Here is a 25,663-nt window from a genome sequence, read left to right as displayed (position 1 = left end):
CTGCTGTATCTTCAGCTTTAATACGCCAGATTGTCCATCGAATCCTTATCGAAAAATAAAGCCTTACGCATGTTTAGCGTCAATGTGACCTTCTCATTTTCCGCAAATGGATGGTCAGGCCGGGCACGTGCAATGAACAGATTTGGAGCTCCAATATCCAGATACAGATACATATCGGCACCCATCAGCTCGTTGATTTTTTGCGCCCCCACAATCTGGCAGCCCGGATTGGCCTCTCGGAAATCCGCTTCCAAATGAACATTTTCGCAGCGGATGCCCAGGATGACATTCCGGTTGATTTTGTTTTTACTTCTTAACACGTTCGATTGCTCTTCGGGTATCCGCAGATAATAGCGGTTCGTATGGAATTCCAGCTGTCCGTTAGAGCTTTCAAGAATCTGACCTTCGAGCAGATTGATCGGCGGTGTTCCAATGAAGCCGGCTACGAATAGATTGCGCGGATGATTATAGATTCTTTGCGGCGTATCCACCTGCTGGATAACGCCGTTATTCATCACTACGATCCGATGCCCCATCGTCATAGCCTCTACCTGATCATGCGTCACATATACCATCGTCACTCCAAGCTGCTTATGAAGACGGATAATCTCCGTCCTCATCTGCACTCTCAGCTTGGCATCGAGGTTAGATAAAGGCTCATCCATCAAAAACACTTGAGGGTTGCGGACGATAGCCCTTCCCAAGGCTACGCGCTGACGCTGACCGCCGGACAATTGCCTCGGCTTCCTGTTCAGGAACTGCTCGATTTCCAATATTCTCGAGGTCTTCTTGACCGCCAGATCAATCTCATGCTTAGGCATTTTTCTAAGCCGCAAGCCGAACGCGATGTTCTCATATACGCTCATATTCGGGTACAGCGCATAGTTCTGAAATACCATGGCAATATCCCGATCCTTGGGAGGCAAATGGTTAACCAGCTTTTCCCCTATGTACAGCTCGCCGGAAGAGATCTCCTCCAAGCCTGCGATCATACGAAGCGTCGTTGATTTGCCGCAGCCGGAAGGACCGACCATAACCAGAAATTCGCCGTCCGGTATTTCCAGATGAAAATCCTTTACCGCATAGCCTTTATCCTTGCCATATTGTTTTTCGATGTGGTTTAAAAGAATGCGCCCCATTGAAGCACCTCCGATACTCTTATTCATCTCCAAAGTGAGAACGGTTTCATTTATAGCCCGTTACGGGCTCGCCGGTACCTGCTAACTCCCCGTATCTGATCGACGCTTTGCGCCATGTATCAACAACCGCTATGGGCAGAGCCTTGTTCTCCTTCATTTTCCCTCATTATACCTCTGCTCATTTACGGGATTATAGGTGATGATAACTTACTCTATAGGGTAATCATGCTCTAAGCCTTTGAGCGAGCCAATCGTACGATTTTCTGCCCGAAATCTCATGTTTCCCCGGGAATATATCGGCAGTCAGCCGATCCATAGCCACCTCTTCCCGGTAGATCCGCTCAAGCTGCAGTAAGGCATCCTGCACGGAAACGGCGGGAAACAATGTGTCCTCTAAGCCCGATTCCACAAATAACGGCCGAGGGGCAATAAGCCCGATCAGCTCCGGCAGGTCCGCGCGCTCCAGAATGGAGGGCAAATAATTGTCGATGCAATGATTCATGGCGAGGAGGCTTCCTCTGAAGGTGCTGGTAAATGCGCATAGCACCACAGCCTTGACCCGATCATCCAATGCAGCTGACAATGAAGCGATCAAGCCGCCGCCGGAAAAGCCCATACAGCCGATCCGCTCCGGGTCCACTTCTTCTCTGCTAATAAGGTAATCTACTACACGGGCTGCCTCAAAGATTCGAAGCCCGGCCAAGGTTTGTCCGTATAGCAAGAGGCGGGAAGAAAGCGCAAAGCAGGAGCTTGCTTTCCTCGGATCCTTGGCCCGATCCGCTGCCAGCCTGCGGTCACCGAAGCCTATAATCTCCGGTGCTATGACGATCATTCCTCTCCGCACCAGCTCTAGGGCAAAATGCTTATGAATGCCCGGCTCCCCGACATCCTCCGTACCGTCCGGCTGCAAGCCGACGATTTCCTTGCTTCCGTACCCATGCCCGTGCCAGGCCACAACAGCCGGAGCTCTATCCTGCAGCTGTTTGGGAATCAGAACATAAGCCGGAAGCCTCAGATGTTCGGCGGTAGCAAATGCAATGCGCTCCACATAGCAATCCTCTCTTTCTGTTCTTTCGAGCAGCACCGGACTCAAGCTGGTACTCCCTTCAGGCAACCGACCTAAAGCGTCGAACAGGCTTCTCTTTACGTTCTCCTTGCGTTCTCTCCAGCACTGTCCCCCTGCTGTCTCTTCCCTTAATAGGTCGTTTGTTTCGTATAGCTGCGTTAAATATTCATCTGGTGACCACACGGGTCATTCCTCCCATCTTTTGTTTCCCTTAGTAAAAAGCACAATCCCCAAAATGAATAAAAAAAGAGCTGATCCATCATGATGGCCAGCCCCGGCAAGTTAAAATGATATGGCTTTGTCCTCAAATTCTTGAAAGTTCTGCCTGTATTGGCGCGGGGTCACCCCTGTTTTTTTACGGAATAAGGCGTGGAAAAACTTCATGTCCAAGTAACCGACCTGATTGGCGATCTGGTATATCGGAATATCGGTTGACTTTAAGAGCTCGCAGCATTTTTGTATACGTACATTTTGCAAATATTGCGTAAAGGTGAGTCCTGTCGTTTTTTTGAACAGCCGTTGAAAATGGCTTGCACTCAAATAGAAATAATCGGCTACATCCTGAACGGTAATGTTCTGGGTGTAATTATTTTTAATGAAATGCACCACTTCCTCCAGCTTGCTGAACGATGCAGGCTCCGTTTCATTCTTCAGCTCAAAGCGCTTCAGCATCACCAGCATCTGAATCAGCATAGCAGTCAGTACGGTCTCATAACCCGTGCTTCTTTTTAAATACTCCGAGTACATGGTCTGAACCATATTAAAAAACGTATCATGCTTATCCTGAAAATGCAGCCACCGTTCCGTGCATTCATGCGGATAATAAAAGATATTGTAGGTGTAGGAATCCTTCTGAATAAGATGCCTCCAGCCTTCCAGCAGCTCTGTCCTAAAAATGCAGTTGTAAATAACGAGCGTTTTGTCCTGCTTGGGCGAGGACGGGCGGAACACATGCGACGTTCCAATCGGTATGACGAACAAGTCTCCCTGCTTGATCGGTATGACTTGATCCTCAATGTAATGGTATCCGCTTCCTTCGCCCACATAGCTGATTTCCGTAAAATCGTGAGTATGCTGTACGGTTGTAAACGATTCCAATTCTCGATTTATGAAAATATCCATATTCTCATCGAAAAAGCGATCGCCGGTTAAATGATCGATTCTCCCGTTCATGACCATCACCCCAGGTACATGATTTTTACTTCCAAACCTTATTCAGAGGTTGTTCAAAAAGCCCCCTCTTACGACGAAGCTTTTTGAACAAACGCTTAAGCACGGATGCTGCCTGCCGTTCATTAACAGCTAACCTTTATGCACCCAGTCTTCATCGATACAGACATATTTGATTCCCTTGCGCAAATAGGAAAAAGCGATATGTATTTTACCATCTCGGGTCGACGTAATGCTCGGATAAGAATAGCCGATCTCCGACTCCTTGTATTCCAAATCGGCCATTTGTACATTGCGGTAACGCGGCCATGTTTGTCCATTATCCTCCGAAATCGCTAGAGTTAACGGAGTCCGTAGCGGCTTTCTACGGAACGTCCCCTTGCTGCTGACCCAGCGGAACTGATCCCGCTCCATCGTCGAATCGTTGAAGATCAGAGCCAGATGGCCGTTCTGCAGCTTGGTCAATTGAATTGATGAATTGTTATTGGCCAATGCGCTCCTTACCGGAGGCGTCCAGGTCTTCCCATAATCGTCCGACCGGCTTGTATAAATCCGGTCGGCCTGACGGCTGCGGAATACAGCATACAGACTGCCTTCCTTCAATTCGACTACACTCATTTGAACTCTGTGGATACTGTCGGCAACCGGATATTCGGTCCATGTTTTCCCCTGATCCGAGCTGATTTGGACAACGCTGTAATGTCCGTCCAGCCTGCAATAATAGGCCGGAAGCAGCCAGTCGCCGTTTGACAGCACGACCATTGCCTGTCTCAGGAAGATGCCCATGCCATCGAACAAGACCTCGCTTGGCCCCCACGTATAGCCCTGGTCTTCCGATATCCGGCAGAGGACTCTCGACGTTTTTTGGTTATGCGGCTCGTTCGAGGTATGGAACAGCCATATGTTGCCGTCCGGTGCCTGAAAGAGGACCGGGTTTTGCTCCGAACGCTCAGGATCGTTGGATAATTGCATCGGTTCGCTCCAAATGGCAGAGCCCTCAGCAAGCCTGGACATGACAATGTTCGTATCCGGATTGCCCTCCCCGCTGCCGTTAAACCAGACGCAGAGCAGGTCGCCATTGTCCAGCTCCAATAAATTGGCGGCATGACTGTCGTTAGGATGCAATATGGGGAGAAATGCCTCCAACACAGCAGGATCCGTCTCCGAGCGGGAGACCACACCATTAAATCGGGTCATTAGCAAACATCCCTCCTAGATTCTTGTTTTCGGTACGGTAGAGTTACTGATATTCCCGGATATCCAGCTCAGCCCTCGCTAACGTCGGACTGTTGAACAACAGCCTGCCGTTAACATACACACGATATCCTTCCTCGATATCCTCCAGCCCTTCTTGCGATAAATGCGGCTTTCTGTATGTGATTCGGATATCCATCCCTGCGGCCTTGATCCGGTCCAGACAAAAATAGTCCAGTCCGACGTCCAGCGGATCCAGTATGATCCGGTCTTGTTCTACCACCAATCCGGCCACATGCGAGATCAGCAGATCGATGTAATAAGAATGATTGTATTCCTGTTCATCGCTTAAAGGCTCGCCTGTCTCGCTATTGTAATGCTCTACAAGACCAGGCTGGTTCAAGTCTCTTTGCATAAAATGAAGAAACGAATATTCCCGGAAGTAATAAGCAAACTGGCTGTCAAACTGATGATTTCTTCTCTTACTCTCCTTTGCAAGCGCATCCAAAGCAATGGAGTTGGTATACGGCCACGTCGGCCCATCCCATACGCAGCCGTTGCGTCCCTTCACAAAATGCCCCATCCATCCGCCTTCTTTGGAGTATGCCGGGCAATCCATCGCTACGGAAGGAAACGGACAGCGGGTATGAAACTCCTGGTCATTCAACAGATGCTCGATCATGCCATTAAAGCTATCGTCGATCATTTCGGCCCAGCCGGGATAAATGCCGACAATATTTTTTACCAGCGCCTTCTCATCGGTTTGGTAATGTAGATCATAAAAGTACTGTGAAGCTTCATCCCACATTTTATCAATAATATCCCGTTTAATATCCTCTGCCAGCTTGTAGTACGAAGCAGCCTCATCATCACCTAATAGTTCGCATAATTTAGCTACTCCCAATGTATTCAAATAGTGATATACCGCACGATCCACTCTTTTCAAATGGGTATAGGTCGCTTTATCCTTCGGATTTTTCGGATATTGATGGAAATACCAGTAGCTTGGCTGATATTCCTTTCCCGTCCGGGTATGCTTATGCTCGATCATTAATTCATCGCTCTCACTGCCATGTATACGTTTCCATGAGTCGATTTGCATTTTGAGCGCCGGAAGCAGCTGCGTCATAAATGGCCGGTCCGGATGAATCAGATACAGCTTATAGGCAGCCCAGCAGGAGAAGTTGGCAAACGAATGCATGATCGTATCCACCGTCATGCAGCAGAACATACCATCCTCAATCATCCCCTCCTTCATATTCTGCAATACGCCCTCGCAATAAACCGGATCATGATACCATCTGGCATCCATTAGATGGAGCGGTACGGACAGGTTGATCAGCTTGCTGAACTCCCATCCCCCTTTGCCGAACGGCTTCTTGCTTTTTTTATGCGATCTGCCTTCATAAAATAAGGGGTGAGACAAATGTCCATACTGCGGATCAGCCAAATTATGCCGCAGCAAGAACCAGCGGTACTTCCATGTACGATTCAGCAGCGGATCACTGCTATAAAAGGTCGGAGCTTTATCGAACCAGGTCTGATAGTCTCTTCTTTGATCTTCTACCACTTGATCGACCGTATGGCCCGACTCCGCATAACCTGCTGCCCGCTCTCTCAGCAGCTCCGGTGGATCTTGTCCTTTTATCCCGAACGCCGCAGCGATGACGAACTGCCTAGACTCCCCTGGCTTCAAACGTACTTCCTCCAGCAGGGCCGGTTCGCTTACGGCGACCACTCCTGCAATATCGAAGCTGTAATGCTCCGTGAGGAACTCACCATACAACGTATTGTCTTCCTGTTTTGAGAAGCAATCATTGTACGTTTGCAGTCTCAAGACCAGATCTTCTCCGCTCCGATTGGTCCAGGTTTGGCAGGAAACCGCACAATCGTTCCAGGAAATGAATTTCCTATCCGTAAATGCGATCCGGTTTCCGTTATATTCCACGGACAAATAACTTGGAAACCACTCGGTGCGGCATGGTTCAAAGCTGACCCCTTGATTGTTGGTTACTGTGAATAGTAACGGAAGGTTCACCTTGTGAATAAAGTCGAATCTTCCCGAGAATCCGGGCATGGAATCCACATAATCGGCCCATAACCGTGCTCCGGTGGAACCTAACAAAAGTGCACCCGGGAGCGTACGGAGCGCTTTCTTCCCCGCCCGCAATTCCTCATCCCAGAGGCTTCCTGTTGGCATGGACTTTCCTCCGTTCCTTACGAATAATGGCAACACGTGAAAGCTCTATTCCATAATTTAGTATATTAAATTTCCATGATAGATGAGTGGTGTTTATCTGCTCAAACTATAGGGCGATTACACTTAATATTTCACCGTAAGATGATAAAACGCAATCCGTTCTCTCCTCCATGTGTAGGTAATCATTAGGTCATTCCCGCTGGCAATAATGGCAGGGTAGGAGTATTGACTGATTCCCTCATCCAGCAGCAGCTCATCCCCCCACGTCTTCCCATTGTCTTCCGATAATCGGAGCACCAGCGGTGTCCTCGGCCCTTTCTTCTTTCCTTCCTCCGTACGGACCGGATTATATACGAGGGCAAGAATGCCTCGATCCATCAGGACCAAATCGATACCGCTGTTATTGTTGGGCAATTCCGTAGGATAGGCCTCGCACCATGTTATACCGCCGTCCTGCGAGTCACTGCGGTAAATAGCTCCTTCCGTGCTGCGCGTGTACATATGGACATTCCCTGGAGACGATTCCCACAGTGCAGGCTGAATGATGCCTTTCCCCCGCAAAGCGGCGTGATCCAGGGGAACCGTTGCGCTGCGTTTCCAGGTTTCTCCTCCATCATAAGAGAGATCCACGAAGCAGTCCCAGTCAGGCTCCAGGGAGGCGGGGGCCGCAATCACCCCATCATACAGGACAATAGGCTTATTTTTGACGGGGCCTCTTCCGCCTTTATCTCCTTCAACAAGAGTTACCGGAGCGCTCCAGGTAAGACCGTTATCCAGAGATCGGATCACCCGGGTCTCCCATTCCGCAATACTGTATCCCGCTTTGTAGTAAAGGAACAATACCCCGTCGGCTCTCCGGAATAAGACCGGGTTCCAATGAGGAACGTCTTCCTCGTCCGCTACCTTCACCGGGGGCATCCACTGGCCATTCCGGCGGTGTGAGATCCATATCGCTACATCCCCGGCCTTCTCCTTCGTTCCTCCGAACCAGGCAGCTATGATGTCCCCTCCGGGCAGCAGCTCCAACGTCGATGCATGACAGCTGAGAAAAGGCCGATCGTCCTCAAAAATGAATTGTTTCGTTATGTTAACATACTTCATGCTCAATCCCCTCCTAATCTAGTACAATTCTATTTCCCCATCATGAAGGCAGGGTATGACTTCGTAACTGCCCCCGACAGAGGTATCAAAGATAACGTGGCAAGGATGCTCCCGATGAACCGGAACATTTCTCCCGTCCCTCATAACTTGAACCGGCTGTCGTGTTGCCAAACGACACGGTTTGCCTGCAGTGGACCGGATGACGGCGCTTTGCAGCTTGCCGTTCTCCCATTCCATGTCGATTTCAAATCCTCCGCGCGCCCGGATTCCCTTGACGCCGCCTTTCTTCCATGAGGACGGAAGCGCCGGAAGGAGTCGAACCAGCCCGCCCTGACTTTGAAGCAGCAGTTCCATAATACCGGTCATTCCAGCCATATTGCCGTCAATTTGAAATATGTTCAGCTTCACCTTCGGATGCCGGTGAGCGTTCATCAGGTTGGGATGCAATCCCGCCAGCAAATCATTCAGGAACCGGTTCGCTTGCTCTGCTTCTCCAAGTCTTGCCCAGAAGCTAACCGTCCAGGCACAGCTCCAGCCCGTATGTGCGCCTCCATGCTCCAGGCGTCGTTCCAGGGATACCCTGCACGCCTGGGCCAGCTCAGGCTGCCCTTCACGTGTAATCAGATCCAGCGGGTGCAAGGCGACCAAATGGGCTGTATGCCGATGCCCCGGCTCAAGTTCTTCATAATCCTCGTTCCACTCCTGCAGCTGTCCGTATTTTCCTATTCGGAACGGCGGCAGCCTTCGCATGGCTTGTTCCAATTGTTCGCGTAGTGCGGCATCAAGCCCCAACAAACGGCTTGCTTCAATAGTCCGCGAGAACAAATTACGAATCAAAGCTATATCCATCGTTGAAGCATGAGTGACGCTGCTTTTTTGTCCATCTTCTGTAACGAACATGTTTTCCGGTGAAGTGGACGGGCAGGTAACCAGGGAGCCATCCGGCGCTTCGGTCAGCCAATCCAGGCAAAAGAGTGCCGCTTCTTTCATTGCGGGATACGCCTGCTTCAAGAAGCTTTCATCCTGACTAAAGGCGTAATGCTCCCACAAATGCTCGCATAGCCATGCCCCTGCCATGGGCCAAAACGCCCAGCTGGGCGACCCGTCTACCGGCGTAGCCGTGCGCCATAAATCGATGTTATGATGCGCAGTCCATCCCCTGCATCCATAATGGATGCTGGCCACCTTACGCCCCGTAACCCTTAAGCCTTCGATCAGCTCAAATAATGGCTCGTGGCATTCGGCCAGGTTGCTTGCTTCCGCAGGCCAATAATTCATCTGGAGATTGATGTTCGCCGTCCAGCTGCTGCACCAGGGCGGCTGCGTCTTATCGTTCCAGATCCCCTGCAAATTGGCGGGCTGGGTACCGGGCCGTGAGCTGGATATCAGCAAATATTTGCCGTATTGAAACAACAGCGCCGCAAGGCCGGGGTCCTCCGCTCCGTTCTTGACCGCCTGAATCCGTTCGTCTGTGGGCAATGCGTCCTGCTCCCCACAGCCTTCAAGCACTAGCGAGGTTCTGCCGAAAAGCGACGAGTAATCAACCAGATGCCGTTCCTTCAGCCGGTCGTAACCCAGTTTTTCCGCCTCCGCAAGCCATGCCTCGCACCTTCGTATCGGATCTTTGCCCTGCAGGGCAGGGTCCCGGTCGAAGCCGTTGTAGCTCGTCGCTGCTGACAGCAGCAGGACGACGGTTCCTGTGGCGCTAATATGAATTCGGCCTCCGCTTACCTCCACCTTGCCCTTCTCTACAATAGCCTCCAGCTGGAGCTCGAAGCCGATGCACCTGCCTTCTTCATAGTGAACAGGGTCCGCCGTCTTTACAGTATTAGGCCTTACATGATAAGGGCATCGGCCGGATAGCCTGATCCTGTTGGGAGCTGCTTTGTGAACGGTATACTGCAAGGGGCTGTGCAGAACCGCGGTACATACGGTTTTGCTTTCACAATGCAAACGAATCGCCATGACTTGGTCGACCGCCGAGACGAAGACCTCACGAGTATGAAGCATTCCGTTCTTCCTGTACCGAACTTTCACCATCCCTTGGTCCAAGTCCAGCTCACGCCGATAATCGGTTACATGAGATGAATCCTCAAAAATCAGCTCCAAATCGGCCAAGGGCAAGTAGGAGGCAATCTCCTGCCCTTCCATGTACTGCTCTATCGTTTCCTCGGCCTCCTCGTACCGGTTGGAAAAAATCATCTCCCTCACCGGGTTCAAATGACGCAGCGCGTCGTAACGAACCGTATCCTTCGGCTCTCCCGACCAAAGCGTATCCTCGTTCAACGCGATGCGCTCCCGTTCGGCCCCGCCGAATACCATGCCTCCGAATCTTCCGTTTCCAACCGGAAGCGCCTCGAACCAATTGCGTGCTTCCTGCTTATACCATAATAGGGAGCCGGACCCGTTCATATGTTCCCTCCTTCAGGACTTTGTTCCAGCAAAAAAGAGAGCAGGGGAAGCCAGACCGGAACGACTCTCCCGGACGACGCCCGCTCCCTTCACTCGTTACTCGTATAACCAATCCAGAGTATCCACACCGTCATTCTTATGCTCGACATCCCGTTGACGGATTTCTTGTTCCCATGGCACAACACCCAGGATCAAATAGGCACCCTTTCCAAAATCAATCGTATGCCGGCCGGCCTCATATTGAAAGGCATGGACATTGACCGACGGATAGGCATACAGCCGAAGACCCTTTCGCAGCAGCGGAGTGTAGCCCCCTCTATCGTCGGCATGTGTATTTTCTTCGAGGCTAGGCACCTGCAGCCACTGCTGATCCTTGGAATTGAAGTATCCGATAAGCACCTTGGACGGTTGATGCAGCTCCATATCTACCGTTATACCGTGCAATCCAGCCTCCATTTGGCTGAAGCGGATTCCTGTTAATCCGTTCAATTCCTCCGCGCAGCCGACGATATGAATATCCCCGTCTGTGAATACCTGCGCTCCCTTCTCCACACGGAATGTTTCTGCATGGGCAGAGTGCAGTGTGAACGGTACTTCCTTGCAGGGAGCTATCGGCTGCTTGCTGTTCCTTACGGCTTCCGGTGTTATCCCGGACTTCAATTCATTCAAGTGGTATTGGAAGCGTTCCAGCTCCAGCTCATATATCGGTAAGCAATCCTTCCAGTGCTTGAATTCAAGCCCGTTGCGGATCGGAACCTTCCGTTGAGGCGTTTGCATACTGTTAGCGAACAAATAGGTTTGCTCCGTCAATGCCGTCAGCTTCCGGTAATGCTCCAGGCTTGCTTCGAGGAAGGCTGCCGCTTCTTCCAGCAAATCCAGGCGTTGAAAATAATCCTTAGCGACAAGCTGCTTATAGGTTAACACCTTCATGGCCGCGCGCACTTTATCGGCATAAACGCCCACCATCTCATGAATCGCATGGATATCGTTACGCAGCCTTTCGAACTCGCCTCTATTTTGCACCACCAGAGACTGCGCCCGCTCTATCGCCTGCAGCGCATCGTTCGAATGCCGCTCCGCATCGGCGATAATGTCAACCGGCGTCTCCCCGACATGCGGCTCACCTTGAAGCTCTCTGCCGATATATTCTTCTAACCGCTCGCCCTGAGGCGACTGGGATTCCCATAAATCCGGCCATGGCATATGGCGTTCGGGGTTTGTCAGCTGGCTCATCGTCATCCCGAGACTCATCGTCTGGCGATTGCCTTCCGTGATGCCGAAGCGCCGAAGCAGCTTAGGCGCACATTCACCCGATGACTCGTAGGCCTCCAGGATCGCAAGTCCCGCTTCCCGGCTGCCGTACCTCTCGCCAAGCAGCTCGGACCAGTACTGTTTTTCCGCGTCCGGGTCGCGATCCGGATTCCATGCATAGCGGAACCAGGCGGCGTACCAGATCCAATCGCGGTCGATTTGTCTGAGACGCGGCTGCCCTGCTTCCGGAGCATCCGGCGAATAGGGCCAATCCCAAAAAAATAACGGATACAAGTGAAGCCCATTGGATTTCAACCGATACTTCGCCGCCTGCATGCATTTTTGAATGAAGGAAGGGGCGCCGTAACGAAACGGCTCCAGATTCGCCAATATATGGACATTGACGATATGAACAGTTTGGAGAGAGCCCAACCTGTTATGAATCTCCTGCCATTTTCCTCTCGGCGTATAGGTCGTCAAGGATTCGCCGTTGTACTTCGCTTCCGTATACAAATTCGGATACAACGGAAGCGCCGCTTCAATCACCTTTTGCGGCTCGATCGCATGGGAACGCAGAATGATCGGCGGCTTTTCCTTGACTTTGGAATCCTTCAGCCCTTCCAAAAGCCCTGCAAGAATGGTCTCGTTAAACCACTCTACTCCGTAGATCTGCCCTTGCAGCGCCTCCCCAAGGCAAACCATCAACCCTACATTAGGGAAAGATCGAACGAAGGCGGCGATCGATTTTTTATAGTAATCGCTCGTTATAGGCAAAGGCTTTGGCTGGTGAAGCTTTAACCCATGCTTTTCCGCGAAAGGCAGAGGAATATGGATATTGTAAAACTTCAGAACAAGCCAGATCCCTCTCCGGTCTGCCTCTTCCGCTACCCAGCGGAATGTGTCTACGTTAAGGCGGAATTCGTCCTCCGTTACCTCAACTGCTTCCGGATAATCATTCAGCTTGACCAGTGACGAGAACGGGTGGCCGCTCCATAAATATATGATGTTACAGCGCTGCTCAAGCAGCATATCCAGAAAGTCGAGCCACAGCTCCCGATCATAAAACCATGGAAACCGAACCGGGGTTATCGGATATTCATAGGTTTGACGCGGCGGTTCTACGGTCGTCTTTTGAAGCCCGATGGCCGGTCCGCGGAGCGAAAAGCTTGGAGCGTCACCGAATGCGAGATCCTCCGGCAGCTTGCCGACGGACTGAACACGCCGCGCCAGCTCCAGGCAGCCGTACAATACGCCGGAATCGCTTCCGCCGGCGATCATCACAATGCTTCCCGGGCAGGAGGAGATATAGAAGCCTTCCCCCTCCGGTGCTTTCGTATGATACAGCAGCACGTCCCGCTCTTCCAACTGCTGAATAAATCCTGATTCGGAGCGGTTGCCTATGTAGATCTTATTCCCTTCCATCGTGCGGTACTGATCCCAGCTCCAGTGCGCCTTCTCGTGCCGTACTTCATATCCGTGACGCCTCAATGCCTCTTCCAGCTTACGGATTCCGTAAGCCACCCGCGGTGCGGGATTCGTTTCATAACCAAGAATGACAGTTTTCAAAGCTGTCTAACCTCCCATCCTACCCAGACACTATGCTCTTATTTCAAAAACAATTCAATTACCGGAACCGTAACGTTCGGCTGCTTAACCGGAAGCGACAAGGTAAGGGTACTGTCGTCTCTTCCTTCACGATAGGCTCCCTCTTCGATCCCGCTTTGGACGAAGCCTTCTTTAAACCGGATTTCCGAAGCATCATTCAGCAATTGGGCATATTCTACCCGGCCCGCGAAACCGCGGAGATGAATATTTTTAAACGGCCAGCTGTATACATGCAGGTACATCCGGTTCGTTTGAGGATTATAGGTCAAGCGGCAGTCCTGAGGACATTCGAACATGTCCGGCGCTTGAGTGCACCCGTAGATTGATTTGCTGTGACGCTTCATCCATTCCCCGATTCCTTTCAGCCGGTCTACAGCGCGTTCATCGAACTCGCCGCGTCCGGTCGGGCCTACGTTCAGGAGCAGGTTGCCTCCTTTGCTGACAACATCTATCAGCATCTTGATCAGCACCTCAACGCTCTTCCACGTCTCCTCCTCCCGATGGTATCCCCACGAACCGCTGAACGTATGGCAGGTCTCCCATACCACCCGCTTGCCCCCAACCTGAACCCATTTCGTAGGTATATACTGCTCCGGCGTCGTAATATCACCGCCGACCTGAAGGCGATCATTTAATAAGATTTGCGGCTGCAAACTGCGAATCATCTTGACCAGCTCTTCACTGCCCCAATCGGATTTGCCTTTGCCAGCCAATCCGTTTTCTTCCGGAAAGGAAAAATCATAGAACATCAAATCCACCTGGCCGAAGTCGGTCAGCAGCTCTCTTGTCTGCTCGAATAAATAGTTTCGGTATATAGAGAAATCACGTTTAGCGCTTTCCTCAATGAAATTCGGATCAAAGCGGAGAGGGTGCTTCGGATCGACCGTATAATGCGGATGATGCCAGTCGATCAAGGAATGATAGAAGCCGACCTTCATATTCCGCTGACGGAACGCATCCACCATCGGACGCAGCACGTCGCGTCCTGCCGGAGTGTTCGTTGCCTGATAATCGGTAAGCTTGCTGTCCCATAAGCAAAAGCCTTCATGATGCTTCGTCGTTACAACGAAATATTTCATCCCTGCATCGGACGCCAGCTTGGCCCACAGCTCCGGATCGTACAGATCCGGATCAAACCTTTTGAAATATTTGCTGTAGGCTTCCGGGCTCAATCTTTCTCTGGATTGCAGCCATTCGTGGCGGGCTCCTAAGGAATATAAGCCCCAGTGTATAAACAAACCGAAACGGTCCTGGGTAAACCATGTGCTGTCGCCGATTGTCTCTTCGATTTCCATTGTCATGCTGTTTCCCCCTTACTAGAATCGTTATGAACCTGCTTGGTACGATACGCTAAGACCTGAATCCGCATTCGTTTTTATCCTTCTCGAGATAAACGTATAGCTTCCCGAGCCAGCTTCATATATGGTCTCATGATTGTTGGTCTTCACAAGACGAAGCACCCCTTGACTTTCCCGTTGGCCATCGATCAGGATGGTGCCGGGAACATGAATCGTCGCCGTAGTGTTCACTGGAATGCGTACCTTTAATAGGAAATAAGACATTTCCTGCTTCCACTCAACCCGGATGGTACCGTATACGGACTTGAACTCCCCTTTGGCAGATTGCAGTCCCCCGCCCGGACGCGGATGAATCAAAATATGTTTGTACCCCGGCTGCTCTTCTACCGCGTTGATTCCAAGGATCGTCTGATACATCCATTCACCCACCGAGCCTAATGAATAATGATTGAAGGAGTTCATGCCGGGATTCTGAAAACCATCGGTTTCCGTCCAGGCATCCCACCGCTCCCAAATCGTCGTAGCTCCGTGCTTCACCGAATACAACCAGGAAGGAAACGTATCCTGGGTCAGCAGCGAGTAGGCAATATCCTCTCTTCCCATTTCCGTTAAGGCAGGAAGCAGATATCCGACGCCGAGAAAGCCTGTTGTCAAATGAAGATCATGCTCGCGAATATTAGACACCAAATGCTCGATGGCCAGCTTGCGCTGGGACTCGGTGAGCAGATTCATTTTCAAGGCCAGCACGTACACCGTCTGCGTATCTCCCTTAATGCGGCCGTCCTCCTTCACGAAGGCAGCTCCGAAGGCCCTTTTGATCGCTTCAAACAATTCGTTGTATTTCCGTTCATCCTCGTCATTTCCCAACGCCTTCGCCGCTTTAGCAAGCAAGGAGGTACTATAGGCAAAATATGCGGTATCAAGCACATCCTTAGGTGTATCTGCATTAACGGAGAGCCAGTCGCCATAGTTCGAATAGCCTTCCCGGATCAAGCCGCTGCTCTTTTCTTTCAGATACTCTACCCACTTGACCATCGCGGGATAGCATCGCTCCAATATTCTCAAGTCGCCATACACTTGGTAGACAGTCCATGGAATGATAACGCCAGCATCCCCCCAGCCGCCGTTATCCGGCGCATGCCAGTTGAGCTCCTTGTTGTTATGCTTAAATTCCTCCCAGCCGCCGTCCGGGGCTACATCCGGGAAAGCGCCCGAAGGATGCTGTGCATCGATGACGTCAATCATATACTTATTAAAAAACCGGCCCACATCCATGTTATAGCTGGCCGTCCGGGCGAATATTTGCGCATCCCCCGTCCAACCGAGCCTCTCATCGCGCTGTGGGCAATCCGTAGGCACACTGATAAAGTTGCCCCGCTGTCCCCATTCAATGTTGCTGAGAAGCTTGTTCAGCATCACGTTCGACGTTTGAAGCCAGCCTGTTTGCGGCGTTGCCGAGTGAACAACTCTTCCGATAACCGTATTCAGCGTTGCGTGGGTTAGACCCGATACTTCAACATAGCGGAAGCCGTGGAACGTAAAATGCGGCTCCAGAACCACCTCCTCCTGCCCATCCAGGATGTAGTTCTCCTGCTGCACCGCTTCGCGAAGATTGATGCTATAGAGCGTATTATCGCTATTGAGCATTTCCGCGCAAGCGACCGTAACTTGCTGCCCCTCCTGTCCGTCTTCGATCCGAAGCCGGACCCAGCCGACCATATTTTGACCCATGTCGAACAAGTAAGTGCCTCGATCCGTCTTTTTCATACTAACGGGCAGCAGCTCCTTCATGACTTGCACAGGCGGATCAACTTGAGCGTTCAAGACCCCGCTGTAGGCGGTAAGCACGACCGGGGCCTCCCAGCCGGAATCGTCGAATCCCGGGAGCTTCCATCCTTTGGGCTCCAGTCGGGCATCATACGTTTCGCCTTTGAGCAGATCGGAATAAACAATCGGACTGGCGAACGTTTTCCATGCTTCATCCGTAACAATCCGCTGCGAGGTGCCGTCCTCATACTCTACATGCAGCTCAATCAGCACGTGCGGGTTATCCCCGTAGCGATTAGGACCGAACATTCCTACATGGCCGCAATACCAGCCCGTACCTGCAATGGCCGCCAATACGGATTCGCCCTTCTGCAAGTAAGCAGTCACATCATAGGTCTGATACTGGACTCTTATGCGGTAATCCGTCCACCCTGGAGCAAAGTAATCGCCGCTCACTCTCTCCCCATTGACATACAGTTCATACAGTCCCAAGGCGCTGGCATATACGAGAGCCTGCCGCACCGGTTTGTCCAGCCGGAACGTCCTTCTGAAATACGGTGACGGGAGAAGCTCATAAGTCTGCGGCTTGGATCGGCCGATCCACTTGGCCTGCCATTCATCCCCCCGAAGAACTCCCATAGACCAACGAGCGATTTCGCTCCACGGGGAGACGTTACCGTCCCTGTCCCATACTCTGACCTTCCAATAATAAACCTGCTGCGAGGCTAGCGTTTTCCCTTGGTAAACCACGTTCACGGATTGGTCGGATACCACCTTACCGCTATCCCAAACATCGCTTTTATCTTCTTCCAGCTGGTCTATGCTGGTAGCAACCAGCACTTGGTACGCTGTTTGAAGCTGGCCATAGGCTTCGGACTCCATCACCCAGCTTAGCCTTGGCTCCATTGTATCGAGACCCAACGGATTTTCCGTATATTCCGTCTTTAGCCCGCAAATTCTCATCCTCTTCTCTCCTTTTTCGTCAGGTCATTTATAGTCCTTGCAGCTCCTGCAATAAAATAACTTGATATAAAAAAGTTTACAGGAATGCCGGTGACCCAATATAGGGCGAATGGCTCCTGTTTATAGGCGCCGACAGGCACCATCATGATTGTTCCCGATGCTTTTGAATCAAGTAACCCCACTCGGCAAGGCGAGTCTGATTCAGCTGCTTTGCGGGGAGCCCCGAATGTTGATAATAAAAAAGCCTGAAGGTGCATGACCTCCAGGCAAATATCGTGAAACATATGAGGATGGAAGTTTCAAAAGGATTCGTATCTACCTCTTATAGCTTCTAACGGCTTTCAGCCACGTTGTTGCCATCAGAGTATCTCCCAGGCTGTTCATATGGACTCCGTCCGTAGTAAGGTCCTGTCCTGTGTTGCACTGCAAAAAGTGTAAAAAGGCTTGATGCGTAGGAACGAGAATCGCCCTGTATTCTTCCGCCAGCCGGTTAACGATCTCCACATAAGGCTTTAGCAAACCATTTCCGGTAGATTCCGGGTATTCCTTAATAATCGTCGGCTCCATCAGAATAAGCCGGCAATCCGGCAGGGACCGGGTCTGGTCCAGCAGTCCCCTGTACACCGATTCATAGCGTTCCGGATGCACCTGCTCGATATCCGGCGAGTCCAGCTGTCTCCACACATCGTTAATCCCGATGGATATCGAAAGCCATTGCGGCCGATGATCCATCACATCCAGCGTCCAGCGCTTGGCCAAGTCGATGACCCTGTTGCCGGACACTCCTTCATTGATGACCTTCAGGGATAGCTCCGGGTAAAGTGACATAAGCGAATCGTGCAGCATTCGCACATAGCCCGAGCCCAGCTTCACAGGATCCTTCTTCCTGCCTTTATCCGTTATACTATCGCCGATAAATACAATTCTATCCTTCGCCTGAAAAGGCATATGACGACCTCCCTATATCTGTTCGTTACAAAGGCTCTATGCAATCTGGCAATGATACAGCGGGCTACCGTCCGAGTTCGGACACGGAACCCTCACTTCCCTTAGCCATTTGTTCCTTGAATAGCTTATACAAGCTATCCAGCTGTCGTACCTCCAAGCGATGATTTTCTCTGAATGCTGTGACGTCTTTGGAACGGCAGTGTATCTTGATGGGGAGTCCCCTTTGCTGCAAGTGGTATTTCGCGTTGGCAGGATACATTTGCAGCTCGATTAAAGAAGCCGGTCCAATAAAGGACTGAAGCTTCTCCGCCTGGTCCGGATCGTTCTTCCAAAGCTCGGTAAGCGTCACATATAAGTCGGGATGGAAGTTCGCCATCACACCGCTGAACCCCGCAGCCCCAAGCCTCAGAGATGCCAGTAATGTCGCCGAGTTGGCGTTAAAAATTTGCAATGAACTCCCTTTGACGGCATCCAGCTTGTTGGCAATCCCCGACAAATCGCAGCAGGTATCCTTCAGAAATAAAAATCTGCCTGTGCTTGCACACCATTCGAGCATCGCCGGGGACAGCAATCTTTTGTATGGATACGGGCATTCATAAATACCGAACGGCACATCCGGTATCCGGTCAAGCAGCTTCCGGGTACGTTGCACCCAGAGTTCATCCGACTCTTCCGGGGCCGCCAGCCTGTTGCTGACCAATACGATCGCATCGACGCCGGTATCCGCCATTCGTTTCAGCTCTTCCACCTGATCCTCGAATCGTTCCGATACATGACCGGAAGCAATGACCGGTACGCGCCCGGCGGCTCTTTGTTTCACGAACCGGGCAACCTGCACTCTTTCCTCCAGAGAGAGAAAGAACATTTCGCTGGACTGGCATACGGCGAACAATCCGTGAACACCCTGCCCGATATACCATTCGATCAGCTGCTCCAATGCGAAGTAATCCACCTCATCGGAATCCGTGAACGGAGTAATCATCGTAGGCCAGACTCCATTTGGAATGCTATGTTTCAAAGGCTTCAGCTCCTTGGCCTGATCGTTGTAGTATCACCTTGCTTCGACCGGCAATGGTTTCTTTTTCTCTACTATAAGGGCAAACAGACGTGCCGCAAATGGGGGATTCAAACCTTTCACACGGCGAAGAAGGGCCGGAAAGTCCAATCAACCTATAGTTCAGATACTATAACCCCCTCAGCGCCCGAAGCTCCTGTAGTAATCTTCAGATAGATATGCATAGCAAGAGGTTTGGCAGTAACGACAAAAGGAAAAGGTGTGTTAATCATGGATATTCAAGCCTATGTAACTCCTTACAAATACGGCAAACCCGTCCTGACGGGTTCCGGGCTTGCGGGTCATTTCGACTACAATGCCGTCGATTGCCCCTTCGTATTCCGGCATAACGAGCAATTTTATATGATGTACGTCGGGTTCGACGGCATCGGATACCAGACCGCCTTGGCGACAAGCCGGGATCTGCTGAATTGGGAGCATCTGGCTGTCATCTTGCGGCGCGATGAAGGCTCTGGATGGGATTCCGTCAATATCGCAGGCACTTGGATTCTGAAGGAGAACCGGATCGACGCCCCCCCTGTTCTCAAGAAATGGAACAACAAATATTGGCTGGTCTATCATGCCTATCCAAATACGGGCTACGAAGAAGGCTCCGCCAAAATCGGCATCGCCTGGACGGAGGATGAGGACTTGCTGACCTGGCATCGCTGCCCGGACCCTATTCTTACACCGGAGGAAGGCGCCGATTGGGAAAAAGGCGGCTTGTACAAAGAATGCCTTGTGGAGCACGACAACAAATTCTACTTGTTTTATAATGCCAAGAACAAGAACAAAGGCAGATGGATCGAGCAGACAGGAGTCGCCTTCTCCACCGATCTGGTTCATTGGGAACGATATGAGCACAATCCGGTGCTGCAGGTATCTCCGGAGCGCTGGGACTCCGGCTTTGTAAGCGATCCCTGCGTACTCCGTAACGGGGACCAGTGGGTGATGTATTACTTTGGCTTCAATTATAAGCAAGCCCAGGAAGGCCTTGCCCTGTCTCGGGACCTTCTTCACTGGGACAAATATCCGGAGCCGATTATTACCGTCGGAGAAGAAGGAAGCATCGACTCCATCTTTGCTCACAAGCCTTCGGTCATCACACATGACGGGGTACTGTATCATTTTTACTGCTCCTGCAGGCTGTTTAAGGAAGGGGATCCCACCTGCAATTATGGCAAAGAATTCCGTACGATTACGGTCGCTGCATCTCATCCTGTATTTAATGGTGAATGACCAAACAAAATGGTTTAAAGGAGAATGAAAACGACGATGCAGCTTGGAGATATGTTCGTTAATAGTAAAATAACACCGTTAGGAATCGATACCCCTGCCCCTGCTTTCAGCTGGAGCTATCGGAATGATTCAGCCTGGGCGAAGCGGCAAACCGCGTACCGCATCATCGTGTCCGATTCAGAATCAGAATTGCGGGATGCGAATGGAAATATATGGGACACAGGCGAGGTAGCAAGCAGACAAAACGTTCATCTGCCTTACCAAGGTTCTCCGCTCCAATCTCGTCAGCGTTATTATTGGAAGATACAGGTATGGGATCAGGACGGCAGCATGGTCGAGAGTCCTGCTTCGTGGTGGGAAATGGGACTTTTAAACGCCGAGGATTGGACCGCAAGCTGGATTGCCGAGCCGGAGCTCTCCTCCGGTCAAGGGGCCTCCCTGCCGCTGTTCCGGCATGAATTCGACCTGCATAAGCCGATAGCCAGAGCCAGAGCTTATTTATGCGGATTGGGGCACTTCGAGCTGCGGCTGAACGGGAATAAAGTCAGCGACAACGTGCTGGAGCCGGGCTGGACGAATTATCATAAGACTTGTCTTTATTGCGTATACGACGTAACAAATTATCTTCAAGCAGGAGCCAATGCGGCAGGCGTTATGCTTGGCAATGGATTTTACAACGTGACCGGCGGCCGTTACCGCAAGTATAAGGGCTCGTTCGGCAGGCCCAAATGCCTGGTTCAACTGGAGGTCACCTATGACGACGGCTCAGTGGATACAATCGCAAGTCATCCGGACTGGAGAACTTCTTCGGGGCCGATCACCTTTACGTGCATTTACGGCGGCGAGGACTTCGATGCCCGTCTGCTGCCAAAGGGTTGGGATCAAGCCGGTTTCCGGGAAGATCATTCTTGGAGGAATGCCATTGGTGCAGAGGTCCCCACGGGAAAGCTGAAATCGCAAGAAACGGCACCATTAAAGGTGATGAAGACGTTTCAGCCCGTAAGCTTCACGGAGCCCTCTCCTAACCTGTATGTCGCTGATCTTGGACAAAACTTCTCCGGGTGGGTTGAGCTTACGGTAAAAGGTCCTGCCGGTGCGCAAGTCACTCTGACTCCAGCAGAATTATTGAAGGAAGACGGAACCGTCAATCAAAAATGGACCGGTTCCCCCACCAAACTGCATTTTACTCTCGCCGGAAGCGGTGAGGAAGTTTGGAAACCGCGCTTCACCTATACCGGCTTCCGTTATGTGCAGATCGAAGGAGCCGCTCCGTCCGCCATCGCAGCCGGAGATCACGGGCTCCCTTCTACCCCACTGCTGCTTCGGCTGGAAGGCCAAATGATCTATCCCGACACGCCGGTTACAGGCAGCTTCGAATGCTCGGATACACTGCTGAACCGCACGCACGAATTGATTAACTGGGCTATAGCAAGCAATATGAAAAGTATTTTTACCGACTGCCCTCATCGTGAAAAGCTCGGCTGGCTCGAGCAGGTCCATCTGATGGGGCCTTCCGTTATCTATAATTATCAGATCGAATCCTTACTGATCAAAACGATGGAGGACATTCGCGACACCCAGCTTCCTAACGGAATGGTGCCGACCACGGCGCCGGAATATGTCGTCTTCCTGGAGCCATGGCATCGCTTCCGCGATTCCGTATCCTGGGGTGCCGCCTATGTGCTGACCGCATGGAACCTGTACCGCTTCTATGGGAACATGCGACCCATGGCGGAGCATTATTCTGGAATGAAAGCCTATATCGATTATGTCACGCAATGCTCGGATTCCTATATTGTTCAAGACGGCCTGGGTGATTGGTACGATGTCGGTGAAGGAGATCCCGGCTTTGCGAAGAATACGCCAGTCCCTCATACGGAAACCGCCATGTTTTACCACATGGTGGATATCTTTGCCCAAATGGCGGAGCTGCTGCAACATGCCGAGGATGCGGTTCAATATAAGACCCTGGGGGAAAATATTAAGACAGCGTTCAACCGCACGTTCTTTGACCCAAAGACATCCAACTACGCGACAGGCAGTCAAACATCCAACGCTATGCCGATAGTCCTGGGGCTTGTGGAAGAACATCATAGAGATGCGGTCCTCCACCATCTCATTGAGGACATTCGCCGGAGAGGATATCATACTAACGCCGGTGATATAGGCCACCGCTATGTGCTGCTCGCTCTTGCCATGAACGGCCGATCGGACGTCTTGTACCAAATGACGCGCTCAACCGAGCATCCAAGCTATGGGTATCAGATCGCCCATGGAGCCACCACATTGACGGAAGCCTGGGACGGCCCGACGGTAGGCAAATCCCAGAACCATTTTATGCTGGGGCACCTGGAAGAATGGCTCTATTGGGGTTTGGCAGGCATTCGTTACCATTATGATGCTTCGCATGGCTCCTATCACCTCACAATTAAGCCGTTTGTGCCTGATGACATGGAATACGTTAGAGCAGAGCATCAGCTGCCTGTGGGGCGGGTTCATGTTGAATGGCAGCAGAGTTTTCATGAGAATGAAGGGAAGTCTCTGACTCTAAAAGTGACCATCCCCGTAAATTGCACAGCAGAAGTGCACATCCCTTCGAGTTCCGGTTCCGCAGTGACAGAAAATGGTATACCCGTAGAGGAATCCTCCTCTATTTCTGTCGTAAGGAAGGAATCAGACTATAAAGTCGTCCGATTGTCATCCGGTCCCTATGAGTTTATCAGCGCTTTATAAGTTCTCCTTGATCTGCGCGGCTTGCAGCTTAGCCAGGTTCCGTCGGAGCCGCGCCTCTCCTCTTCCCTTTTTTCCCAACAGTAACATAGGTTCGGCTACCGGCAATGCGCAAAAAACCGCCGAAGCCATTATAGGCTGCAGCGGCTCTATCCCAAGCTATACAATTACTGCGGATTCGTTTCCTTAGGGATTTCATTTAAGCTTGGAGGTACATCGGCCGCATTTTTGGCCTGCATGACTGCTTCCTCCGTAAACTTGTTTTCCTTGAAGTTCGGATTATTCTTCGTATTTTCTTTGGCATTATCCATTCACAGCTCACCCCCTCTGTCCATAGCGTTTAGTATTTCCATTTTCTAGACGGAAATGTATTTTGTAATAAAAATTTAACAAAACCCTCGACAGCGTTTTACATATTTTACATTCCGTTCGTATTATAATAACTCGATGTGAGGAAAAAAATGTAACTGATTGGGGACTAAGGGAAAAATGGATGATGTATTGCTGAAAAGTAATATGGAGAAGATGCAAAACCGGCTGTATCAATTGGTTGAAAAATCCGGCAGCTTGGTGGATCCCCGGGTGGTTGAATTAAGCCAGCAAATCGACCATTTGGTTGTCACCTTGCAGCAAAGAAGACTTAAATATCACCGGACAAGCCTCCTTAAAAATAAAGCCTCTTTTTAGAAGTCGCCCTTGATAAACATTACATGATGTGTTATATTGAAATCAAGCAAAATCAAGGTTTTTTGCTGACATGGCACTCTCATTGCAGCTGGAATCCCCTATCTTGATACAGCATAACGATCATGTAAAGGAGCGATTTGATATGGCTTACCAAGCTCAAAACCAGCAGGACAAACAGACCATTTCCGTTGAGTTGACTTTAAATGAGGCATTGGCTTTAACAGGTGTACGTTTTCCTCAGAATCATCAATTGGAAGTGGACGCCATGAGTAAAATTAAACGTTCATTAGAGGATCAAATTTTGCTTGATCCCAAGAGGAAAACGGTTCAATAGCTTAATCGTGCATATGAATACAGATCTCCTCCCCCATTGGGCAGAGGGGATCTTTTTGTATATAATGAACTTATACAAAAAGCTTCACCAAAGGAGTTTGAGAAACCATGAAAACAACCATTGCAGCAACTATCGATCAACATGCGGATACATTTATTGAAATCTCGCGCTATATCGGAGAGCATCCCGAGCTTGGGCATGAAGAATGGTTAGCCTCACGCCGGCTGATGGATGAGCTGAAGCGCCATGGATTTGAAATTCAAAATCCGGTGCTGGATTTGCCTACCGCTTTTATCGGTACGTTTTCCAGCGGAAAGCCCGGCCCTGTCGTTGCTTTTCTATGCGAGTATGATGCGCTGGCCGATCTGGGGCATGCTTGCGGCCATCATATCATTGGAACGATGGGCATTGCGGCGGCGATCGGACTGCAATCGGTCATTCGTGAAACCGGCGGTACCATTCGTGTCTATGGCACACCGGCCGAAGAAACCAAAGGCGCCAAAGTCCCCATGTCGGCCGAAGGCTTGTTCGACGATGTTGATTTTGCCCTGATGGCTCACCCCTATCATACGTACGAGAAATCCGGAGAATCGTTGGCCATGGATGCCATTCAATTCGAATATTTCGGCAAAGCCGCACATGCCGCGGCAAGCCCTTATGAAGGCGTTAATGCATTGGATGCCGTATTGCTGCTCTTCCAGTCGATCAATGCGCTCAGGCAGCAGCTCCAAAGCCACGTTCGGATTCACGGGATCATTCCGGAGGGCGGGAAAGCGGCTAACATCATTCCGGATTATGCCTCCGCGCAATTTTATGTGCGGTCATCCAACCGGCCTTACACTGATGAGGTCGTGCAAAAGGTCATGCGTTGTGCCGAAGGGGCCGCTCTCCAAACCGGTTGTACGCTCAAGACCTCCAATTACGAGTTCTCCTATGATGAGCTCATTACCAACCAGACCCTATCCGACCTGTTTACCAAAAATTTGATCGCTATGGGCGTCAAGGAGGAAGAAATCCAGTACGGTAAGGATCACGGCTCCGTCGATCTCGGAAATGTATCGAGACATTGTCCGACCATCCATCCTTATATTAAGGTTATCGATGAAGTCCATCTTCTTCATACCAAGGAATTCCGTGATCTCGCGATGAAGGATCGCGCCTTCGAAGGAATGCTTCTTGGAGCCAAAGTGTTGGCGAACACCGCATATGATGCGATTGCCAATCCCGACATTTTGAAGGCCATCCGTGATGAATTCAAGAAAAGCTTGAATAGAGCCTAAGCAAGCAATCGCAGTAAAAAAAGGATTGAAATGCCAATTAGCTTCTGCTATGCTTCTCTTAATGGTGATCTTAGGAAGGAGACGATAGGATGAATTCAATTCTGAAGTCTTGCAAGCAGCACGGACCGCTCTTTCCTATTCAGCTTATAACGGCAATGAAGAACTAAGGCCTTGTGCTTTAGTTCTTTTTTTTGCCCCAAGACTTGTTCTTTGTTCTTAAAAGTC

General features: G+C 50.8%; 18 protein-coding genes. 5 read left to right on the top strand and 13 right to left on the bottom strand.

The window, feature by feature from the left end; translation table 11 throughout:
- Window positions 1-17: 17 nt before the first annotated feature.
- The 12 genes from GGC63_RS06630 to GGC63_RS06575 all read right to left on the bottom strand — a co-directional run bounded on the left by GGC63_RS06630 (window position 18) and on the right by GGC63_RS06575 (window position 19,132).
- A complete protein-coding gene (locus GGC63_RS06630) occupies window positions 18-1,139 on the bottom strand; it encodes an ABC transporter ATP-binding protein (RefSeq protein ID WP_192701617.1) in 1,122 nt (373 codons plus the stop codon).
- Between the two features lie 223 nt (window positions 1,140-1,362).
- The gene (locus GGC63_RS06625; protein ID WP_192701616.1) at window positions 1,363-2,388 is read right to left on the bottom strand and encodes an alpha/beta hydrolase family protein; all 1,026 of its coding nucleotides are present in this window, start codon (window positions 2,386-2,388) and stop codon (window positions 1,363-1,365) included.
- 99 nt (window positions 2,389-2,487) lie between these two features.
- Window positions 2,488-3,378 carry an AraC family transcriptional regulator gene (locus GGC63_RS06620; RefSeq protein ID WP_192701615.1) on the bottom strand — a complete coding sequence of 297 codons (891 nt, stop codon included), beginning with the start codon at window positions 3,376-3,378 and terminating at the stop codon, window positions 2,488-2,490.
- Between the two features lie 129 nt (window positions 3,379-3,507).
- Window positions 3,508-4,572, bottom strand: coding sequence for a sialidase family protein (locus GGC63_RS06615; protein WP_192701614.1), 1,065 nt, complete (start codon window positions 4,570-4,572; stop codon window positions 3,508-3,510).
- 43 nt (window positions 4,573-4,615) lie between these two features.
- Window positions 4,616-6,769 carry an MGH1-like glycoside hydrolase domain-containing protein gene (locus tag GGC63_RS06610; RefSeq protein WP_192701613.1) on the bottom strand — a complete coding sequence of 718 codons (2,154 nt, stop codon included), beginning with the start codon at window positions 6,767-6,769 and terminating at the stop codon, window positions 4,616-4,618.
- A 123-nt stretch (window positions 6,770-6,892) separates the two neighbouring features.
- Window positions 6,893-7,870, bottom strand: coding sequence for a sialidase family protein (locus GGC63_RS06605; protein WP_192701612.1), 978 nt, complete (start codon window positions 7,868-7,870; stop codon window positions 6,893-6,895).
- A gap of 18 nt (window positions 7,871-7,888) precedes the next feature.
- Window positions 7,889-10,282 (bottom strand): glycosyl hydrolase family 95 catalytic domain-containing protein, encoded by a 2,394-nt coding sequence (locus GGC63_RS06600; RefSeq protein ID WP_192701611.1) that lies wholly within the window; start codon window positions 10,280-10,282, stop codon window positions 7,889-7,891.
- A gap of 96 nt (window positions 10,283-10,378) precedes the next feature.
- Window positions 10,379-13,099, bottom strand: coding sequence for a hypothetical protein (locus GGC63_RS06595; RefSeq protein ID WP_192701610.1), 2,721 nt, complete (start codon window positions 13,097-13,099; stop codon window positions 10,379-10,381).
- 38 nt (window positions 13,100-13,137) lie between these two features.
- Window positions 13,138-14,439 carry an alpha-L-fucosidase gene (locus tag GGC63_RS06590; protein ID WP_192701609.1) on the bottom strand — a complete coding sequence of 434 codons (1,302 nt, stop codon included), beginning with the start codon at window positions 14,437-14,439 and terminating at the stop codon, window positions 13,138-13,140.
- 24 nt (window positions 14,440-14,463) lie between these two features.
- Entirely contained in the window at window positions 14,464-17,166 is a 2,703-nt protein-coding gene (locus GGC63_RS06585; RefSeq protein ID WP_192701608.1) for a glycoside hydrolase family 78 protein, read from the bottom strand.
- 315 nt (window positions 17,167-17,481) lie between these two features.
- On the bottom strand, window positions 17,482-18,114 hold the full coding sequence (locus GGC63_RS06580; protein ID WP_192701607.1) for an SGNH/GDSL hydrolase family protein: 633 nt from the start codon (window positions 18,112-18,114) through the stop codon (window positions 17,482-17,484).
- A 64-nt stretch (window positions 18,115-18,178) separates the two neighbouring features.
- Window positions 18,179-19,132 (bottom strand): dihydrodipicolinate synthase family protein, encoded by a 954-nt coding sequence (locus GGC63_RS06575; RefSeq protein ID WP_192701606.1) that lies wholly within the window; start codon window positions 19,130-19,132, stop codon window positions 18,179-18,181.
- A gap of 267 nt (window positions 19,133-19,399) precedes the next feature.
- On the opposite strand from GGC63_RS06575, the gene GGC63_RS06570 reads away from it, so the two are divergent.
- Both GGC63_RS06570 and GGC63_RS06565 read left to right on the top strand, forming a co-directional pair.
- Window positions 19,400-20,407: a hypothetical protein gene (locus tag GGC63_RS06570; protein WP_192701605.1), complete on the top strand. Its 1,008-nt coding sequence runs from the start codon at window positions 19,400-19,402 to the stop codon at window positions 20,405-20,407.
- A 24-nt stretch (window positions 20,408-20,431) separates the two neighbouring features.
- A complete protein-coding gene (locus GGC63_RS06565) occupies window positions 20,432-23,140 on the top strand; it encodes an alpha-L-rhamnosidase (RefSeq protein WP_225947998.1) in 2,709 nt (902 codons plus the stop codon).
- A 164-nt stretch (window positions 23,141-23,304) separates the two neighbouring features.
- Here GGC63_RS06565 and GGC63_RS06560 read toward each other — a convergent pair whose 3' ends face one another.
- A complete protein-coding gene (locus tag GGC63_RS06560; protein ID WP_192701604.1) occupies window positions 23,305-23,448 on the bottom strand; it encodes a hypothetical protein in 144 nt (47 codons plus the stop codon).
- A gap of 178 nt (window positions 23,449-23,626) precedes the next feature.
- Between GGC63_RS06560 and GGC63_RS06555 the strand changes: the two genes are divergently transcribed.
- The 3 genes from GGC63_RS06555 to GGC63_RS06545 all read left to right on the top strand — a co-directional run bounded on the left by GGC63_RS06555 (window position 23,627) and on the right by GGC63_RS06545 (window position 25,438).
- Window positions 23,627-23,824 carry an aspartyl-phosphate phosphatase Spo0E family protein gene (locus GGC63_RS06555; RefSeq protein ID WP_079909205.1) on the top strand — a complete coding sequence of 66 codons (198 nt, stop codon included), beginning with the start codon at window positions 23,627-23,629 and terminating at the stop codon, window positions 23,822-23,824.
- A 142-nt stretch (window positions 23,825-23,966) separates the two neighbouring features.
- Window positions 23,967-24,158 carry a hypothetical protein gene (locus GGC63_RS06550; protein ID WP_079909204.1) on the top strand — a complete coding sequence of 64 codons (192 nt, stop codon included), beginning with the start codon at window positions 23,967-23,969 and terminating at the stop codon, window positions 24,156-24,158.
- Between the two features lie 107 nt (window positions 24,159-24,265).
- Window positions 24,266-25,438, top strand: coding sequence for a M20 family metallopeptidase (locus tag GGC63_RS06545; RefSeq protein ID WP_192701603.1), 1,173 nt, complete (start codon window positions 24,266-24,268; stop codon window positions 25,436-25,438).
- The last annotated feature ends 225 nt before the right edge of the window (window positions 25,439-25,663 follow it).

The sequence above is a fragment of the Paenibacillus sp. OAS669 genome (assembly GCF_014873645.1).
GTDB classification, from domain to species: Bacteria; Bacillota; Bacilli; order Paenibacillales; family NBRC-103111; genus Paenibacillus_S; species Paenibacillus_S vulneris.
The sequence above is the reverse complement of the archived record's forward strand: the minus strand, read 5'-3'. Positions and strand labels throughout refer to the sequence as shown.

What these genes read in the sequence shown, in the direction of transcription:
- GGC63_RS06630 (WP_192701617.1), bottom strand. Translation starts at nt 1,139, where the DNA reads ATGGGGCGCATTCTTTTAAACCACATCGAAAAACAATATGGCAAGGAT.
- GGC63_RS06620 (WP_192701615.1), bottom strand. Translation starts at nt 3,378, where the DNA reads ATGAACGGGAGAATCGATCATTTAACCGGCGATCGCTTTTTCGATGAG.
- GGC63_RS06615 (WP_192701614.1), bottom strand. Translation starts at nt 4,572, where the DNA reads ATGACCCGATTTAATGGTGTGGTCTCCCGCTCGGAGACGGATCCTGCT.
- GGC63_RS06610 (WP_192701613.1), bottom strand. Translation starts at nt 6,769, where the DNA reads ATGCCAACAGGAAGCCTCTGGGATGAGGAATTGCGGGCGGGGAAGAAA.
- GGC63_RS06605 (WP_192701612.1), bottom strand. Translation starts at nt 7,870, where the DNA reads ATGAAGTATGTTAACATAACGAAACAATTCATTTTTGAGGACGATCGG.
- GGC63_RS06600 (WP_192701611.1), bottom strand. Translation starts at nt 10,282, where the DNA reads ATGAACGGGTCCGGCTCCCTATTATGGTATAAGCAGGAAGCACGCAAT.
- GGC63_RS06590 (WP_192701609.1), bottom strand. Translation starts at nt 14,439, where the DNA reads ATGACAATGGAAATCGAAGAGACAATCGGCGACAGCACATGGTTTACC.
- GGC63_RS06585 (WP_192701608.1), bottom strand. Translation starts at nt 17,166, where the DNA reads ATGAGAATTTGCGGGCTAAAGACGGAATATACGGAAAATCCGTTGGGT.
- GGC63_RS06580 (WP_192701607.1), bottom strand. Translation starts at nt 18,114, where the DNA reads ATGCCTTTTCAGGCGAAGGATAGAATTGTATTTATCGGCGATAGTATA.
- GGC63_RS06570 (WP_192701605.1), top strand. Translation starts at nt 19,400, where the DNA reads ATGGATATTCAAGCCTATGTAACTCCTTACAAATACGGCAAACCCGTC.
- GGC63_RS06565 (WP_225947998.1), top strand. Translation starts at nt 20,432, where the DNA reads ATGAAAACGACGATGCAGCTTGGAGATATGTTCGTTAATAGTAAAATA.
- GGC63_RS06560 (WP_192701604.1), bottom strand. Translation starts at nt 23,448, where the DNA reads ATGGATAATGCCAAAGAAAATACGAAGAATAATCCGAACTTCAAGGAA.
- GGC63_RS06555 (WP_079909205.1), top strand. Translation starts at nt 23,627, where the DNA reads ATGGATGATGTATTGCTGAAAAGTAATATGGAGAAGATGCAAAACCGG.
- GGC63_RS06550 (WP_079909204.1), top strand. Translation starts at nt 23,967, where the DNA reads ATGGCTTACCAAGCTCAAAACCAGCAGGACAAACAGACCATTTCCGTT.
- GGC63_RS06545 (WP_192701603.1), top strand. Translation starts at nt 24,266, where the DNA reads ATGAAAACAACCATTGCAGCAACTATCGATCAACATGCGGATACATTT.